This window comes from uncultured Fluviicola sp. (assembly GCF_902168135.1).
In the GTDB taxonomy this organism is placed as follows: Bacteria; Bacteroidota; Bacteroidia; order Flavobacteriales_D; family Crocinitomicaceae; genus Fluviicola.
This window is the reverse complement of record NZ_CABHOL010000009.1, coordinates 71,786-88,856: the sequence shown is the minus strand read 5'-3', so window position 1 is coordinate 88,856 and position 17,071 is coordinate 71,786. Positions and strand designations below refer to the sequence as shown.

The following is a 17,071-nucleotide window of genomic DNA, read 5'->3' as shown; positions in this document are numbered from 1 at the left end:
TACATTTTGAATTTTGAATTATCGAACGGTTTTCTCCAGCATTGGCACGAAACTAAAGTTTCCGAACACTTCTTCTTTGTATTCTGTTTCTGAGATTTTCGTAATCCGGTGCATTTCCTGGGAATCCAAATCACCTACAGGAATCACCATCATCCCTCCTACTTTCAGCTGTTTCACCAATTTTTCGGGAATGAAGGGTGCTCCGCACGTCACCAAAATCTTATCGAAAGGTGCAAATGTTTCTTTCCCTTCGTAACCATCTCCGAAAAACAATTTGGGCGTAAACCGGAAGTGATCGATGATCTTCTTCGCTTTGATGTGCAGTTCTTTCTGACGTTCTATCGAAAATACTTTCATTCCCATGGAGCACAAAATACAGGTTTGGAATCCGGATCCCGTACCAATTTCAAGTACCTTCTCCCCTTTTTTCAATTCCAGGATCGAAGTCTGGAAAGCAACCGTGTACGGATGAGAAATCGTTTGTCCTGCACCGATCTGGAAAGCCACATTCGAATAAGCCTGCTGTTCGAACACCAAATCCAGGAAAAAATGCCTCGGAACCGCATCAAAAGCTGTTAACACCCGTTCATCCGTAATTCCTTTTTGACGCAATTGATCAATCAACTGCTTTCTCATTCCCTTGTGCTTGTAAGTATCTTGCATCCAACAAAAGTAATTTAGAAATCGGTCATTCTTTCCGATTGCCCAGGAAAGTTTCTACAGTGAATTGTGTATATTTGGAACGCTAATAAACGAAGAAACATGGCAATTGATTCAAAAGAATTGGAATTCAATAAGAACGACGATGAAATGAGGCTGAAAATCTCCCGCATGGAGTCGGAACTAGCTTCTATTATGAAAGGCGGTGGTGAAAAACGCATCGCTGCACATCACGAAAAAGGAAAAATGACAGCCCGTGAGCGAATTGACATGCTGCTTGATGCGAATACCCCGCGCTTTGAGGTAGGTGCTTTTGCCGGAATGGGAATGTATAAAGAACACGGCGGATGCCCTTCTGCCGGAGTTGTGATGGTGATCGGAAAAGTTTCCGGGAAACAATGTATTGTGGTTGCCAATGATGCAACAGTAAAAGCCGGAGCCTGGTTCCCGATTACCGGGAAGAAAAACCTGCGCGCCCAGGAAATTGCCATGGAAAATAAACTTCCGATTATCTACCTGGTGGACTCAGCTGGAGTTTATCTTCCGATGCAGGACGAGATTTTCCCGGATAAAGAGCATTTCGGACGTATTTTCAGAAATAACGCCGTAATGAGTTCCATGGGAATCACCCAAATTGCAGCCGTAATGGGAAGCTGTGTTGCCGGTGGTGCATACCTTCCTATCATGTCGGATGAATCTTTGATCGTTGACAAAACGGGAACTATCTTCCTGGCCGGATCTTACCTGGTAAAAGCAGCTATCGGTGAAAACATCGATAACGAAACACTTGGCGGAGCAACCACGCACACTGAAATCTCCGGAGTTTGTGATTACAAAGTTGCAAATGACGAAGAATGCCTGAAAACGATCCGAAAAATGATGAGCCAGATCGGAGCTCCTGAATCTGCAGGATTTGACCGCATTGAGCCGGTTGCACCGAAGGAAGATGCTAAAAAAGTATATGGAATCCTGCCTTCAGAAAGAGCAAAACCATACAATGTCCACGATATCCTGGATTGCATTTTTGACGAAGGAAGTATCACAGAATATAAGAGCGATTACGGAAAAACAATCGTTTGTGCTTATGCCCGCCTGGATGGCTGGAGCGTGGGAATTGTAGCCAATCAGCGCGAGCTTTCCAAAAACGCGAAAGGTGAAATGCAGTTCGGTGGTGTAATCTACAACGATTCTGCCGACAAAGCCGCACGTTTCATCATGAACTGCAATCAAAAGAATATTCCGCTGATCTTCTTCCAGGATGTTTCCGGGTTCATGGTCGGATCCAAATCAGAACACGCCGGAATCATCAAAGACGGGGCTAAAATGGTAAATGCAATGGCAAATTCGGTAGTTCCGAAGTTCACTGTTGTAGTAGGAAACTCCTACGGAGCCGGGAACTATGCCATGTGCGGGAAAGCTTATGATCCGCGATTAATCGTTGGCTGGCCGACTGCCGAAGTTGCTGTGATGAGCGGTGCTTCAGCTGCTAAGACCTTGCTTCAGATCGAAGTTGCTTCTTTGAAAGCACGTGGTGAAGAAATTACACCGGAAAGAGAATCCGAACTTTACAATACGATCAAAGCGCGTTACGACGAACAGATTTCACCTTACTACGCAGCTTCACGCTTATGGTTGGATGCAATCATCGATCCTGCGAAAACAAGAGAATTCTTGTCTATCGGGATTGAAATGGCAAACCATAAAAAAGCAGAAAAACCGTATAATGTTGGAGTAATCCAGACGTAATTATCAATTATCAATTTCAGAATTATCAAGTTTGATAATTGATAATTAACCCATTAATAATTAATAGTATGCATTTAGACTGGCAATTCAAACCTTACAAAGAACTAACACTGAATGAGTTTCACGACATTATTGCCTTGAGACTGAAAGCTTTTGTAGTGGAACAAAACTGTTCTTACCTGGATCTGGACGGAAAAGATAAGAAAGCCTATCACCTGCTTCTGCGCGACGGAAAAGGAGATGTGATTGCCACTGCGCGTATCCTCCACCCCGGAATTTCCTACCCGGAAGTTGCCATCGGTCGTGTGGTTCTAACCAACGAATGCCGTGGAAATGGTATCGGATATGAATTGATGGAAAAATGTATCCAGTTTGTCCATGAAGAATTCGGAAAAGTTCCGATTCGTATCTCGGCCCAAAAACACCTGGAAAAGTTCTATAATAAATCCGGATTTGTATCTACAGGTAAAGAATACTTTGAAGATGAAATCCCACATGTTGAAATGCTTTTAAATCCTGAAAACAATGGTTAACAAAATTTTACCGCTGGCGGTTGTCGCAACTTCACTGGTTGCCTGCTCGCCTAAAACGCATACCGAAGCTCCTGAAAAAGTGGCTGCTACCGCTACAGAAGTTTCTTCAAAACCTACAAGCATTGATGTTTCTTACATGGATCTTTCCGTGAAACCGCAGGATGATTTCTTCCAATTTGCGAACGGAACATGGTGTAAGAACAACCCGGTACCAAATACCGAATCCCGTTGGGGAAGCTTCAACGAACTGGACAAGAGAAATAAAGCTACCCTGAAGGAGATCCTTCAATCTGCTACAGCTTCCACTGCAAAAACTTCCGGAAGCCAGGACCAGTTGTTGGGGGATTATTACACCTCTTACACCAATATGACTGTCCGCAATGCAGCGGGTTCAAAACCTTTGACAGATCGTTTGGCAAAGATCTCCGAAATGAAATCAAAAGACGAATTTGTTGGAGTAATAGCTCAGCAGCACCAGTACGGAATTGAATCCGTTTTCGGTTTCGGGGTCGGACAAGATCTCAAAGACGTTAACAAAAACGTTGCTTACTGGGGACAAGGCGGAATCGGACTACCGAACCGCGATTACTATTTCCAGGATAACAAGCAGGCAATTCGTGATGCTTACATCATGCACATTCAAAAATCGTTTCAACTATTGGGTGAATCGGAAGAGGCTGCGAAAAAGAAAGCAAACGACATCTTTAATTTTGAGAAAGAATTGGCTGCTGCCATGATGACCCCGGCTGAATCCCGCCTTCCGGAAAAGACTTACAACAAAATGTCGCTGGACCAGGTTGTGAAAGCAATGCCTAAGTTCGACTTTGAAGCTTACCTCACAAAAATCGGATGCGAACATTTTGATTCACTGATCGTTGGACAGCCTGACTTCATGAAACAGATTAATACCATGATGGACAAAGTCTCTTTCCAATCCTGGAGTAATTACTTGTCCTGGTGTACGATTAATGCATACGCGGGCAAACTGGATGAGGAGTGGGTACAACACAACTTTGAGTTCTACAGTGGGGTTTTGAGCGGTACAGGCACTATGAAACCTATCGAAGAGCGATGCATTGAAGAAATCACAGGTTCAACTTTATCTGAATTACTTGGAAAAGCATTTGTAGAAAAAAGTTTTTCCGTAAATGCAAAAAACAGGGTAAACACGATGGTGGATAATCTGTTGGCAAGCTTCAGAATGCGTATCAACGGTTTAGACTGGATGTCTGACAATACCAAAAAGGAAGCTTTGGCAAAATTAAATGCAATCGGAAGAAAACTAGGTTTCCCGGATGAATGGAAAAGCTACAAAGGATTGGTGATCAGTCCGGTTGATTATGTTGCAAACACGGATAACAGCCGAAATTTCGCTTTCAAAGAAAACCTGGAAAAATTACACAAACCTGTCAACCGTAAAGAATGGGAAATGCCCGCACACTTAGTGAATGCTTATTATCATCCGCTTTTGAACGAGATTGCTTTCCCAGCCGGAATCATGCAGCCTCCTTTCTTCGATGAAAATGCAGAAGATGCGGTAAACTACGGAAGGATCGGAATGGTAATCGGACATGAGTTCACACACGGATTCGATGACAACGGTTCCAAATTCGCAGCTGACGGAAGTTTCAACGACTGGTGGCAGGATACCGACAAGCAAAAATTTGTTTCCAAAACAGAAATCTTAGGAAAAACATTCAGTTCGTTCTGCCCTATTTCGGACAACTGTGTGAATCCGGAATTGACCATGGGAGAGAACATTGCTGACCTTGGAGGTTTGACAATGGCTTACTACGCCTACACGATGACCGATGATTTCAAGAAAAATGTGATGATCGACGGATACACTCCGGCTCAGCGTTTCTTTATTTCCTACGCCCAATTGTGGAAGATCAATTACACGGAAGCGGAATTGAAGAAAAGAATTGCAACGGATCCGCATTCACCGGGCATGTACCGCGTGAACGGACCATTGATGAACTGCCCCGAATTCTTTGCGGCATTCAACGTAAAACCGGGAGATAGAATGCGTAACCCGGATGAGAAAGTTGCGAAAATCTGGTAATCCGGAATAAAAAATAATGGAAGCATCATTCAGAAATGGGTGGTGCTTTTTGTTTTAACACGAGGCGCACAAAGCTCACGAGGTTGTTTTAAAAATATTGTTTGCGAGATTGACGGGTTGGGCAAATAAATCTTCGTGTGCCTTGTGTGCTTGGTGGTAAACAAAAAAAGGTCCGTTTAAGGACCCTTCTTTTCTAGTTTAAATTTAAAAGCACTTTTTTGCGCTTTAATTTCTTTACTTCCAATGATTTGCTGTAGTTCAGAATCTGACTGATAACAGCTGCGGATGGATTCGCAATCTCAGTAACTTCCTGTGTTTGCATGTTTGTCAAGTATTTATTTACCATAGGCTTATTAAAGGGGCGTTTTTTACTCTAACGCATTTCTTTTCAGTTTATTTTATAACAAGGAAAAACTTTTTTCGAAAAAAATGAAACAAGCAGAAATGTTCAAAAGTTCAAGTGTTCAAATTTTAAATTTTGAATTTTACCTTTTGAATTATAGTTATGTTTGTTTCAAATCACTTTTTATGGTAGTAGAAATCAAATACATTCTAATCGGAGTTGCTGTGCTCCTTCTCTTCTTCAGCTTTGTAACCGTTCAGCAGGGAACCATTGCTGTTGTAACTATGTTCGGTAAGTACCGCAGAATCATGCACCCGGGGTTAAACTTCCGCATTCCGTTCTTCGAGCGCCTGAATAACCGCGTGTCTATCCAAAACCGCGCTATCGAAATGGAATTCCAGGCAATTACGCAAGACCAGGCAAATGTTTACTTCAAAGCAATGCTTGTTTATTCGGTACTGGACAGCCAGGAAGAAACCATCAAGAACGTAGCCTTTAAATTTGTCGATCAAAGAAGTTTCATTCAGGCTTTGATCCGCACCATTGAAGGTTCCGTGCGCGGATTCGTTGCAACTAAAAAACAGGCAGAAATCCTGTTGCTGCGTGGTGAAATCGTTGCAGATGTTAAGGAAAGCCTGGACCACACCCTTGAAACATGGGGATTCCACCTGATCGATCTACAGTTGAATGACATCACATTTGATGCTGAGATCACGACTTCCATGGCAAAAGTAGTGGCTTCCAACAACTTAAAGGCTGCTGCAGAAAACGAAGGTCAGGCTTTATTGATCACCAAAACAAAAGCCGCCGAAGCAGACGGAAACGCAATCAAAATTGCTGCACAGGCAGAAAAAGAAGCGGCTCAGTTGAAAGGACAAGGGATTGCCTTATTCCGCGAGGAAGTTGCACAAGGTATGACAGAAGCTGCAGAAAAAATGAAAGCTGCAGACCTGGACACTTCCCTGATCTTGTTCTCCATGTGGACAGAAGCCGTGAAGGAATTCGCCGAGAAAGGAAAAGGAAACGTCATTTTCTTAGATGGTTCTGTTGACGGGATGGAAAAAACCGTAAAGCAGATGATGGCTGCGAATATGACCCCCCAGAAAAAATAATTAATCGTTAAAAAACGTAGGGGCGTCCCGGCTTATCCAGGACGCCCCTACGTTTTTAATTAATACGATCCCCACCACCTTCTCAGGAACCACTCTGCTGAAAGCAGCGCTATAATCAGTGCAAAGATCCATTTCCAGTCAATCAGTTCCTGGTAACCGGTATCTTCATATTGAATGGTTGTAATATCTCCGCGGGTTTTAATTTCACTGATCAATGCTTTGTACTGACTCAAAGTCTTGTAGGAACCATTCGACTGCACTGCCAACTGATTTAAAGTGGAGAAATTGGCACGCGTATCCTGGTCTTCCAGCGAAATTTCATCAACCGCAAAAGATCCTGATTTCGCATATTTTTTCCCGTTGTTATCTGCAATCACTTTCCAATCGTAAGTCCCGGACTCTAATTGCCCCACATTCAACTGGTAAAAATTGGCTGTCGGTGAAAATAACTGCCTGAATGGTTTTTCGCCACGTTTTGTAATGGTCATCTCCAGGTTTGGAGTCGTAATTAACTCCATGGACTCATTGTAAAATTCGGCTTTAAAAATGATATCTTCGATCGTGTTGAATCGCTTTGGAAGTGTTACACGCAGAGGTTCGCGGTTTTGCTTCACCGAAATATACTGAGTCAATTTCTGAACAAACTCTTCAAAACCTGCAGTTGTTTTCTTCTGCATAAATTCCTTCATTTTCCAGCGCCAAAGACCTTCTCCCAGGATAAAACCTATTTTGGACTTCTGTGTCTGTGAAACCGCAATCAATGGATTATCTTTCGAAATATTCCCGATACGCTGATTCAGAATGACCACGCTGTTTGCAGGAAGTTTATACATCCCGAATTTTGTACGCAAAGGCGTCAAAACAGGAACAATCGATGTAAAATCGGCCGATAAGCCAAATGAATTAAACCCTTTGGCAACCGAAGGATAAACATCCTCAAACTGGTTCCCGTTCGGAGATTTCATGGCTAGTCCGTATGTTTGAAGCAAGCTGGTCGATACACCCGGACCTAAGATCATTAAAACCGGGATTCCCTTTTCCTGCAATTGTTTGAACAAAGAAGCATTCGGTCGTAAACCATTCTCATACCAAACCACAAAATCCGGAATTTTTGCTCCCAGCGAATAATTGCTTATTAATTCCGAAGTAATTACCGCTTCCTGGTCCAGTTCAAAAACCGAGCGCAAAGCCTGGATATCCGGGTGCGGTGCACTTGCCAGCAACAAAACATTGCTTTTCGAGTCAATGACTTCTACAAAACAAGTCTGCTGGTTGTTGTCTTTGGTAAATTCCCCGTTTATGCTTTGAACAGAAACCGTAAAACGCTGGTAACCTTTGGATTTAGCCAATACCGTAAACAAAAACTCTTTTTGGTCCAGGCTGGAATTACTCACCACTGCCCGCTGCGACTGAACCACTTTTCCATTCTGCAGTAAATTCACCTGGTAAGAACCAGGAGGAACACGCTGGAAATCAACCAATGCCTGGATCGGGAATTCATTGTTCAAAAAAGCTACCTCATTGGAATTAACCGATCTTACGATAATATCGCGTTTTAGTGTTGTATCACCCACTGCAAGCGAAAAAACCGGTGTCAATTCAATTCGTTCCGCTTCATACATCGGGTGAACACCCTGATTGTAATTTCCATCCGACACTAAAATAATAGCTCCGATATTCCGGTTGAAGAAACGATCTTTGATCTGTTTGAACCCGGCTGCCAGGTCACTGGATTTATCTTTCAAGGACAATTTATCCAAATCGCGGACATTCGTTCCCACAGCAAGCTCCAGGTACTCATATCCGTCGCCCAATACCTTAGGAAGCTCTTGCCTGAAATTTCCGATCTGCTTCTTTACATTACTGCTGTCCTTGTAATTCATCATGGAAGAAGACGAATCTACCATCGTAATGATCAACGGTTTTTCAGGACGGTAAGTGATCGTTTCCCAAACTAAACCCAGGAGCAGCAATCCAATTAGGAAAAGGCTCAGAGTACGCAGTGAAAACAATACGCGCAACTGGTTCTTCTGCCAGATCGATTTTTGTTCCGTCCGGAAATAATAATAAAACGAGAAGCCTACAGCAAGTATGGATATAGGCAGCAACCACCATAAAGAATGATCGGAAAAATAATTCATGGAACGAAAATACGCTTTTTACTTTTTCGTATTCGTTAAAGTGTACGAAATTCCTATTCCCAAAACAGATTTAAACTGGGTTCTCGGTCCGGTCTTGCCTTTTGAATCGCGAATATCAATATCGTCATCATAGATCAGGTTCCACTGTAAAGATGCCTGGAACCACTTATTGACTTTAAAAGTGAAGATGTTTTCAAAGTTTACATCAATATTCTGCGGATTTTCAGCATAATTGCTAAACAATTCCAAACGCGTTTTCATTTCAATATTCTTGAACAATTCCTTTTGGAACCGCAGTCTGAAATAAGCTCCGATCTCGTTTCTGAAACGCAGACCTCTTTTCAACACATTTCCGCTGGTATCCAGTTCTGCGGCCTGCACTCCAAATGCTCCTGCATCGGCAAGGCGCTGATCGTTTACAAAAGTCATTTTAGCAGCTATCGGGGACAAGTAAACATTGAAATATTCTACCGGCGCATATTCGATACCCAATGAAAAACTAGCATACCCGGGAGCCATAAAACGCGATATCGGCACAGAATCATTCGGGAAATTGAAACCATCCAGGAATTGTGTCCGGAATCCGCCGATTGCCGTTGCAAACCAATGCTTTTTGAATTCATAACCTATGGAAGTTGCCAGGTCAATGCGATCATCGGTTTTCTGAAGTCCCTGAACTTTCCCCAGTGAATCCGTGTAATACATTCCCCCCAAAGCCAGTTTCACATCGTTTGACCATTTGATTCTTCTATGTTGATAAATTGCAGAGAAATCAATGAATCCCAGAACTGCAACGTTATTTCTACCACCGGCAGCCCAATTCACAAAAGCTGTTTGTGATCCTGACAACCCGAACAAACTGGTTACTGTCCATCTCTTTGGCATCAACGAATCATGAAGTGCGTCGAGTTTTTTGATATCATCCCGTAGTTTTTCTGCATCGGTTTGAGAAAAAGCAATAGATCCGGCCAATAATGTTACAATAAGAATACTGATCTTCATACACAATTTATTTTTAAGGTGTAAAATTAGTGAAATCCGTATCGTAAATTAACAATCCTTCTCTTAGATTCCAACTTCGGAAAGTGAATAAACCAAGAAAATGAGTAAATTTGGGTTCGAAATTTAAAATTGCTATGTCGAAAGAAGTATACATTATTGCCGCCGTCCGCACTCCGATGGGAGCGTTTATGGGTGGATTATCCTCTATCCCTGCTACCCAGTTAGGATCAGTTGCGATCAAAGGTGCATTGGACAAATCAGGATTGAAGCCTGAATTGGTTGATGAAGTTTTCATGGGAAATGTATTGCAAGCCGGTGTCGGACAAGCTCCTGCCCGTCAGGCTGCTTTGGGTGCAGGATTACCAAATACGGTTCCTTGTACTACTGTAAATAAAGTGTGTGCTTCCGGAATGAAGTCCATCATGTTGGGTGCTCAAACGATTTTAGCAGGTGACAACGAGATCGTTGTTGCAGGTGGAATGGAAAACATGAGCCAGGCACCTCATTATTTGGACGGAAGAAACGGTATGAAGTTCGGGAACATCCAAATGCTGGATGGAATCACCAAAGACGGATTACTGGATGTTTACAGCAAAGTTCCTATGGGAACATGTGCTGAGAAAACAGCTCAAAAATACAACATCACTCGTGAAGACCAGGATAATTTTGCGATTACTTCATACAAGCGCGCAGCTGCAGCATGGGAATCCGGAAAATTCAAGGACGAAGTGGTTGGAGTTTCTGTTCCGCAGCGTAAAGGCGATCCGATCTTAGTAGTTGAAGACGAAGAATACAAAAACGTATTTTTAGATAAAATTCCTTCCCTGAAACCAGCTTTCGATAAAGAAGGAACAATTACGGCAGCAAATGCTTCTACTTTGAACGACGGAGCTTCCGCATTGATCCTTGCTTCCAAAGAAGCAGTTGAAAAACACGGATTGAAGCCGATTGCAAAAATCGTTAGTTATGCAGATGCTGCTCACGAGCCTGAATTCTTCACAACAGCACCTTCAAAAGCAGTTCCGAAAGCATTGGCAAAAGCGGGTTTAAAAACTGACCAGGTTGATTTCTGGGAGTTGAACCAGGCATTCGCTGTGGTTGGATTGGCAAATACACAAATTTTAGGATTGGATCCTGCAAAAGTGGACGTGAACGGTGGAGCTGTTGCTTTAGGCCACCCGCTAGGAAACTCCGGATCCCGTGTCATTGTAACATTGATCCACGTATTGAAACAAAACGGCGGAAAGATTGGTGGTGCAGGGATCTGTAACGGAGGCGGTGGTGCTTCTGCGATGATTATCGAGAATATTTAAGAGATAAATACACTAATGAATGCCATTCCTTTTCGGGGTGGCATTTTTTGTTTTCATATTTCCCGCAGATTACGCAGAGGAGCGCAGAAGTTATTTATTAGAATTCACTATTGTTAGACAAAATCTATATTAGTTGCTGGTAAATGGCTTAAGGCTTCGTCTAATGAGGCAAATTTGGTATATGTATAAACTGATTTTTGCCCATTAATTATCTCGACAGATTTGACTTTTGCATTTTCATATTGAGAAGATGCATGCTGAATTATATTCGTCTTTTCATTTAATGACACCAATTCTGCTGAAATAGGCTCTGTCATTTTAAACAGTCGCCCAATTTTAGAACAATAATCACTATCTCTTTGAGTTGAAGGAATAACATAGTTCCTAAAATTACCTTCAAAATTATTATTGGTAAAATTAATATGTGAAGTCGTATAACAAATTCCTTGATAACGACTATTCATTGTAATCCATTGCAACAGTATTTGTGGAACTATATATTCCGGCCTAAAAACATCGGAATTGTCATTAACCTTAATAGAACATGCTAAAATTAATGGAAACATGAATACTGCCTGCAATGCTCTATCATAAGCACTAAAAGTTTTCTCATTACCATAATTAATCGTAGATGAATTAATTATAGTATCCAAGAAATCTTCTTTACAATATATTTCTGTGGTTAAACTCAATATTGAAAAATTTTTATCAAGTTCAAAACGAGCAGCTTGTATCTGATCAAATTTTGGTCGTCCCAATTCTTCCCAGGCAACATATATCGAATCTGACAAATAGAGCGATGGTAACCCTGGAATACTATATCTTTTAGTATGAATTTTTCGTCTTTGTGAAAATGGAACATGAAATAATTCTGATCTAGATAATGTATGTTTTGAATCACTTTCTCTTATTCGGTAAAACTTGTAAGACCCATTTCCTACTATAGTAGCTCCACCGAGATATTCGATGCTTTTATCTTCATATTGAATTTTGGACATTGCGTGATTTAATTTCTCAAAAGCACGATTCGGAAAACCATTTAAATAAAGTGTTATCGCAGCAGAAATTGCTTCTGTAAGAAAGTTAAATGAATCAATAAACTTTTCTCTTCCCAATTTAATATATCCACTATCTATAAATTTTTCAGAATCAAAAAGCTCTATTGACTCATTAACTAAAACTTGATATTCATCTAAAATATTATTTATGTAACCTTCAAAATCCTCATTACTAGGTCTAACTAAAGGAAAATACTTTTTTGTGAATCTTAAAATTTCGAATGCATTCATTATAGTGATTAAGTATTACTCTGTTAATTTCGGAAATAAATTTAAACATTGTGAATAAACATCCAAACTTCTGCGCTCCTCTGCGTAATCTGCGGGAAACAAAAAAGCATCGCCAATCGACGATGCTTTGATGTTTTTAACCGGTAATGGATGATTAAGCCTGAACTCCCAAGTTATCAGCTACTGCCGTAGAAATTGCAGATTTTTCAAAACGCAATTTAGTACCTTCGGAATTGATCAAAACAGTTGTATCTGTGATCTCCAGGATTTTACCGTGAATTCCACCGATAGTCACCACTTTATCTCCTTGTTTCAAATTCTCACGAAACGCTTTAAGCTCTTTTTGTTTTTTCTGTTGCGGTCGAATTAAAAAGAAGTAAAACACCACTAACATCAACACGAGCATTATAATTTGCATAACTCTATTTTTTATTTTAACTATTACTAACTGATTGTTCAATGTGTTCAAAGAGTTAAAAAAGTTCAATGGTTTGAACTGTTCAACATTTGAACTTTTGAACCTACTTAATTATCGTTGCCTCAACCACCACTTTGGTATTTGGAGGCGTTGTATTTGAAAGGATTGTTACACTTCTGGTAACCGGCCCTTCCGAAAAAGATTCCGTTTTAACGTTTGCCTTCACAAATCCTTTTTCTCCCGGTGCGATCGGTTCTTTGCTCCAATCAGCAACCGTACAGGAACAAGATCCTGAAACATCAGACAATACCAATGGGTATTCACCGGTATTCTCAACTACAAAGTTAGCGTGAATTACCTCACCTCTTGCAATTTTCCCGGCATTAAAAACACTTGCCACTTTCATCGTTGTCTTGTAACCAACGATTTCCGAAGGAGAATCCGATCCACAAGCACTCAAAAACGATAAGGCCAGGCCCAAAAACAAAACTTTTCTCATAACATTAATCCATTAAACCTCTTCCGAGTTTAGAAATTTTTCCATCTTTTACCAATCTATCAACGGCCTTATCCAGGATTCCGTTGATAAATCCGTGACTTTTTGGAGTGGAGTAGAATTTCGAGATTTCAATATACTCGTTCAAAGTCACTTTTTTCGGGATACTTTTGAAAACCTGAAGCTCCGTAATTGCCATTTTCAACAGGAGAATATCCATTTTGGCAATTCGCTCCAACTCCCAGTTATCCGTTAATTCATCGATCAATGACAAATTCTCCGAATCCATTGAAATGGTCTTACGCAACAAAGTACGGATGAATTCCTGCTCATCTTCCTTGTCTTTATACAAAGGCATTGCAATGAATTTCTGTCCTTCCTCCATCGCTTTGATCGATTTGATCGCCATTTGACAAGCCAGATCAATATCATCCAGCCAGTGAATGCTTTTCTCTTCAAAGAAGTGATAAATCAACGGGGAATTTGCGATCTCTGCTTTAAACAGGTTGATCATGAAGGTTTTATCTTCTTCAAAATCCCTTGCCTCGTTGTTCATATGAGCAAACCAGGTTTCCCCTTCTCTCATTTGAAGATAGATCTTGCGGAACATTTCGTGGTGCTCATCACCAATCCAGTTCACCGAACGGTCTTCCGAAGCTTCCCGCAAGGAATAACTGTCCTGCAATGCCTGGATAACCAAAGAATCCACAAACTTCCGGTTCGGATTCAGATCTTCCTCCGTAGGACGGATTTTCTTTTTATTTTCTTCAATACGATGTTCTGCAATGTCTTTCAACTCACCGAAACTCAGCAATAAATACAAGTAAAGATCGTAAATGCGATCCACTGCCTGCATGAGTTCGTTCTCGGTTTTCTTGATGCTTTCCTCATCTCCCTGGAAATAAGCGTAAAGCGCCTGCAAAACTTTAATTCGTAAATGTCTTCTATTCAGCATTATAAACTACTCTCCTATCTTTTTATAGTGGTAATTTTACTTTACCGATTGACTCAATACGCTCTTCAGCGATCTTGTTTGCAATTTGGTAAGTCGGAACGCCTTCAGCACTTGAACGGGAAACGATGTTTCCGATCGTTGTGTAAATCTCTTCCGCTTTAGCCATCGACCATTGCGCTGTCAAGCCAGCCACTTCCGAATAACAATTGATCACACCACCTGCATTTAATGCAAAATCAGGAGCATAAATAATTCCTTTGTCTTTCACCAGCTGACCGTGGATTTTCTCGTTTGCCAACTGGTTGTTTGCAGCTCCGGCAATGATAGAACACTTCAAACGGTTGATCGTATCATCGTTAATAGTTGCTCCCAAAGCACATGGGGCATAAATATCCATCGGTACGTCGTAGATTTCATCCAATCCAACCACTTTCACTCCGTATTCATTCGCTACACGTTTCAAAGTATCCTGGTGAATATCCGTGATTGTAACATCTGCACCTTCAGAAACCAGGTGTTTTACCAGGTATTCACCTACGTGACCAACACCCTGAACAGCCACTTTTTTACCAGCCAAAGAATCAGAACCGAACTGCTGGCTTGCACATGCTTTCATTCCCATGTAAACACCGTAAGCAGTTACAGGCGAAGGATCACCGCTTTTTCCCGGCAAACCTACTACGTGATCTGTTTCCATAGAAACCCAAACCATATCCACCGGAGAAATACCCACATCTTCTGCAGTAATATATTTTCCAGCCAAAGAGTTTACGAACTTCCCGAAACGACGGAACAAAGCTTCTGATTTCATGGAGCGAGAATCTCCAATGATCACCGCTTTTCCACCTCCCAAATTCAATCCTGAAATTGAATTCTTGTATGTCATCCCTCTTGAAAGACGCAGTACGTCATTCAAAGCCTCCATTTCATTGTTGTACATCCACATGCGGGTTCCTCCCAAAGCAGGTCCTAAAACGGTGTTATGTACAGCAATAATTGCTTTCAGGCCAGTTGCAGTATCGTTACAGAATAACAATTGCTCGTGGTTATACATACTCATTTGAGAAATAACGGGGTTTTCAGCCAGATTTAGATCTTTGACTTCTTTTACTTCAAACATACGCGACTTTTAATCTTTTATTTCAATGCGAATGGCTAATTTTGTAATTCGAACAAAATCGCATTAGCGCTCGCAAAAATAGGAAATTTATCGAATGAAGTCTCTAAGCTATTTAAACAAATATTTATACAAATACCGCTGGCGATTGCTGCTTGGCATCCTGTTTATTATTGCCGGTAATTACTTCGGAGCCAAAATCCCTGTCTTTGTAGGTGAATCCATGAACTTTCTTTCCGGAAAGAATCCATTAAGTGAAGGTCAGACTCTTTTCTGGACAGTGCTTGGACTTGCCGGGCTCATCATACTTTTTAACATAATTAAAGGATTCTTCCTCTTCCTGACACGTCAAACGCTGATCGTGATGTCGCGGTATATCGAATTCGACCTGAAAAACGAAATCTTCGAAAAATACCAGCAGCTGGATTACGGCTTTTACAAAAGACAATCAACCGGAGATCTAATGAACCGCATTTCCGAAGACGTTTCGCAAGTCAGACAATATTTAGGACCGGGAATCATGTATACCGTCAACCTGTTTGCGTTATTCCCTTTCAGCTTGTATGAAATGTTGAAAATTAATCCGGAACTGGCACTTTATGCACTTGCCCCGCTTCCTTTGATGGCAACTTTGATCTATTTGGTTTCAAACCGGATGAATAAGCTGAGCAAAGAGGTGCAGCAGGAACAATCGCGCCTGAGCACTTTGGGACAGGAAACTTTTTCCGGCATCCGCGTGATCAAAGCATACATCCAGGAAAAACATGCAAAAACGAACTTTGAAACAAGCTCGAAGTCCTATTTGAAGAAAACCATGCGCCTGGTAAGAACGAATGCATTGTTTATGCCGACTATTTCCTTATTGATCGGGACAAGCACCCTGTTAAGTATTTACATGGGCGGATTGCTCACTTTTGACGGAAGCATCAAAACAGGGAATATTGTTTCAATCATTCTTTTGATCTACAACCTAACCTGGCCTTTTGCGAGCATCGGCTGGGTAACGAGTATTAATCAACGGGCAGCAGCTTCCCAGGAGCGCATCAACGAATTCCTGAAAACAGAACCGGCAATCAAAAACCAGTCGGAAGCTCCACTGGAAGTATTCAAAGAACTTCAGTTCAAAAACATGTCGTTTCGTTACAGACCAGATTTACCCGATGTGCTTTCAGACATCAATTTCACGCTAAAACGTGGAGAAACACTGGGAATCATCGGGAAAACAGGCTCCGGGAAATCGACCTTGCTGCAGATGATTGTTCGTCAGTTGGATCCGACCCAGGGAGAAATCCGATATAATGACCAAAAACTGGATTCGCTCAACCTCACCGAATACCGCAAACACCTTTCCGTTGTCCCCCAGGATGTATTCTTATTTTCCGACACCATCTATAACAACATAGCTTTCGGTGCACTGAATTTTGAAGCCGTAACAAAAGAAGAAATCACGAATGCAGCAAAGAATTCACACGTACTGCACAACATCGAAGCATTTCCGGATAAATTTGAAACCATCCTCGGTGAGCGCGGCGTGAACCTTTCAGGCGGACAAAAACAACGCGTAAGCATTGCACGTGCATTGATACGGAAACCGGATATTTTGCTTTTAGACGACTGTTTATCAGCCGTTGATACGGAAACCGAAGAAATTATCCTCCGAAACCTGAAGCAGCTGAACCAGGAAAACCAAACAACATCGGTTATCGTCAGCCATCGTATTTCCAGTCTTCGGAATGCTGATTACATTTTGGTGCTGGAAGAGGGAAAAATCATAGAGGAAGGAAAACCGGCCGATCTATTGCAAATCAATAGCCAATACAGAGAATTACACGACAAACAATTGATGGAAGAACCAAAGGTTATTGAGGACTAGACCGGAAA

15 protein-coding genes are annotated in these 17,071 nt (G+C 41.5%); 6 read left to right on the top strand and 9 right to left on the bottom strand.

Features of this window, described 5'->3' with window-relative positions; all coding sequences use genetic code 11:
* Positions 1 to 18: 18 nt before the first annotated feature.
* On the bottom strand, positions 19 to 663 hold the full coding sequence (locus QZT69_RS01930) for a protein-L-isoaspartate(D-aspartate) O-methyltransferase (RefSeq protein WP_294670001.1): 645 nt from the start codon (positions 661 to 663) through the stop codon (positions 19 to 21).
* Positions 664 to 762: 99 nt separating this feature from the next.
* Here QZT69_RS01930 and QZT69_RS01925 point away from each other — a divergent pair, with 99 nt between their 5' ends.
* The 3 genes from QZT69_RS01925 (at position 763) to QZT69_RS01915 (ending at position 5,004) form a co-directional block, all read left to right on the top strand.
* The gene (locus tag QZT69_RS01925) at positions 763 to 2,406 is read left to right on the top strand and encodes an acyl-CoA carboxylase subunit beta (protein WP_294670000.1); all 1,644 of its coding nucleotides are present in this window, start codon (positions 763 to 765) and stop codon (positions 2,404 to 2,406) included.
* A 68-nt stretch (positions 2,407 to 2,474) separates the two neighbouring features.
* On the top strand, positions 2,475 to 2,939 hold the full coding sequence (locus QZT69_RS01920) for a GNAT family N-acetyltransferase (RefSeq protein ID WP_294669998.1): 465 nt from the start codon (positions 2,475 to 2,477) through the stop codon (positions 2,937 to 2,939).
* Positions 2,932 to 5,004 carry a M13 family metallopeptidase gene (locus QZT69_RS01915; protein ID WP_294669995.1) on the top strand — a complete coding sequence of 691 codons (2,073 nt, stop codon included), beginning with the start codon at positions 2,932 to 2,934 and terminating at the stop codon, positions 5,002 to 5,004. Before QZT69_RS01920 ends, QZT69_RS01915 begins: the two co-directional genes overlap by 8 nt.
* A gap of 193 nt (positions 5,005 to 5,197) precedes the next feature.
* Here the strand turns inward: QZT69_RS01915 and QZT69_RS01910 are convergent, their stop codons facing one another.
* Positions 5,198 to 5,326, bottom strand: a complete 129-nt coding sequence (locus QZT69_RS01910; protein ID WP_281281538.1) for a hypothetical protein — start codon at positions 5,324 to 5,326, stop codon at positions 5,198 to 5,200.
* Positions 5,327 to 5,532: 206 nt separating this feature from the next.
* Here QZT69_RS01910 and QZT69_RS01905 point away from each other — a divergent pair, with 206 nt between their 5' ends.
* Positions 5,533 to 6,459 carry an SPFH domain-containing protein gene (locus QZT69_RS01905; protein WP_294669993.1) on the top strand — a complete coding sequence of 309 codons (927 nt, stop codon included), beginning with the start codon at positions 5,533 to 5,535 and terminating at the stop codon, positions 6,457 to 6,459.
* 59 nt (positions 6,460 to 6,518) lie between these two features.
* Here QZT69_RS01905 and QZT69_RS01900 read toward each other — a convergent pair whose 3' ends face one another.
* Together QZT69_RS01900 and QZT69_RS01895 are read right to left on the bottom strand one after the other, a co-directional pair.
* On the bottom strand, positions 6,519 to 8,600 hold the full coding sequence (locus QZT69_RS01900) for a hypothetical protein (RefSeq protein WP_294669991.1): 2,082 nt from the start codon (positions 8,598 to 8,600) through the stop codon (positions 6,519 to 6,521).
* Positions 8,601 to 8,618: 18 nt separating this feature from the next.
* Complete coding sequence (locus QZT69_RS01895) at positions 8,619 to 9,602, bottom strand: DUF3078 domain-containing protein (protein WP_294669989.1); 984 nt, start codon at positions 9,600 to 9,602, stop codon at positions 8,619 to 8,621.
* A 134-nt stretch (positions 9,603 to 9,736) separates the two neighbouring features.
* Here QZT69_RS01895 and QZT69_RS01890 point away from each other — a divergent pair, with 134 nt between their 5' ends.
* On the top strand, positions 9,737 to 10,915 hold the full coding sequence (locus QZT69_RS01890; RefSeq protein WP_294669987.1) for an acetyl-CoA C-acyltransferase: 1,179 nt from the start codon (positions 9,737 to 9,739) through the stop codon (positions 10,913 to 10,915).
* Between the two features lie 113 nt (positions 10,916 to 11,028).
* Here the strand turns inward: QZT69_RS01890 and QZT69_RS01885 are convergent, their stop codons facing one another.
* The 5 genes from QZT69_RS01885 to QZT69_RS01865 all read right to left on the bottom strand — a co-directional run bounded on the left by QZT69_RS01885 (position 11,029) and on the right by QZT69_RS01865 (position 15,193).
* The gene (locus QZT69_RS01885) at positions 11,029 to 12,204 is read right to left on the bottom strand and encodes a hypothetical protein (RefSeq protein ID WP_294669986.1); all 1,176 of its coding nucleotides are present in this window, start codon (positions 12,202 to 12,204) and stop codon (positions 11,029 to 11,031) included.
* Positions 12,205 to 12,358: 154 nt separating this feature from the next.
* Positions 12,359 to 12,622 carry a preprotein translocase subunit YajC gene (gene yajC, locus QZT69_RS01880; protein WP_294669984.1) on the bottom strand — a complete coding sequence of 88 codons (264 nt, stop codon included), beginning with the start codon at positions 12,620 to 12,622 and terminating at the stop codon, positions 12,359 to 12,361.
* Between the two features lie 103 nt (positions 12,623 to 12,725).
* Entirely contained in the window at positions 12,726 to 13,121 is a 396-nt protein-coding gene (locus QZT69_RS01875; protein WP_294669982.1) for a DUF1573 domain-containing protein, read from the bottom strand.
* 4 nt (positions 13,122 to 13,125) lie between these two features.
* On the bottom strand, positions 13,126 to 14,073 hold the full coding sequence (gene nusB, locus QZT69_RS01870; RefSeq protein WP_294669980.1) for a transcription antitermination factor NusB: 948 nt from the start codon (positions 14,071 to 14,073) through the stop codon (positions 13,126 to 13,128).
* Between the two features lie 22 nt (positions 14,074 to 14,095).
* On the bottom strand, positions 14,096 to 15,193 hold the full coding sequence (locus tag QZT69_RS01865) for a Glu/Leu/Phe/Val dehydrogenase dimerization domain-containing protein (RefSeq protein ID WP_294669978.1): 1,098 nt from the start codon (positions 15,191 to 15,193) through the stop codon (positions 14,096 to 14,098).
* A 94-nt stretch (positions 15,194 to 15,287) separates the two neighbouring features.
* On the opposite strand from QZT69_RS01865, the gene QZT69_RS01860 reads away from it, so the two are divergent.
* On the top strand, positions 15,288 to 17,063 hold the full coding sequence (locus QZT69_RS01860; RefSeq protein ID WP_294669977.1) for an ABC transporter ATP-binding protein: 1,776 nt from the start codon (positions 15,288 to 15,290) through the stop codon (positions 17,061 to 17,063).
* The last annotated feature ends 8 nt before the right edge of the window (positions 17,064 to 17,071 follow it).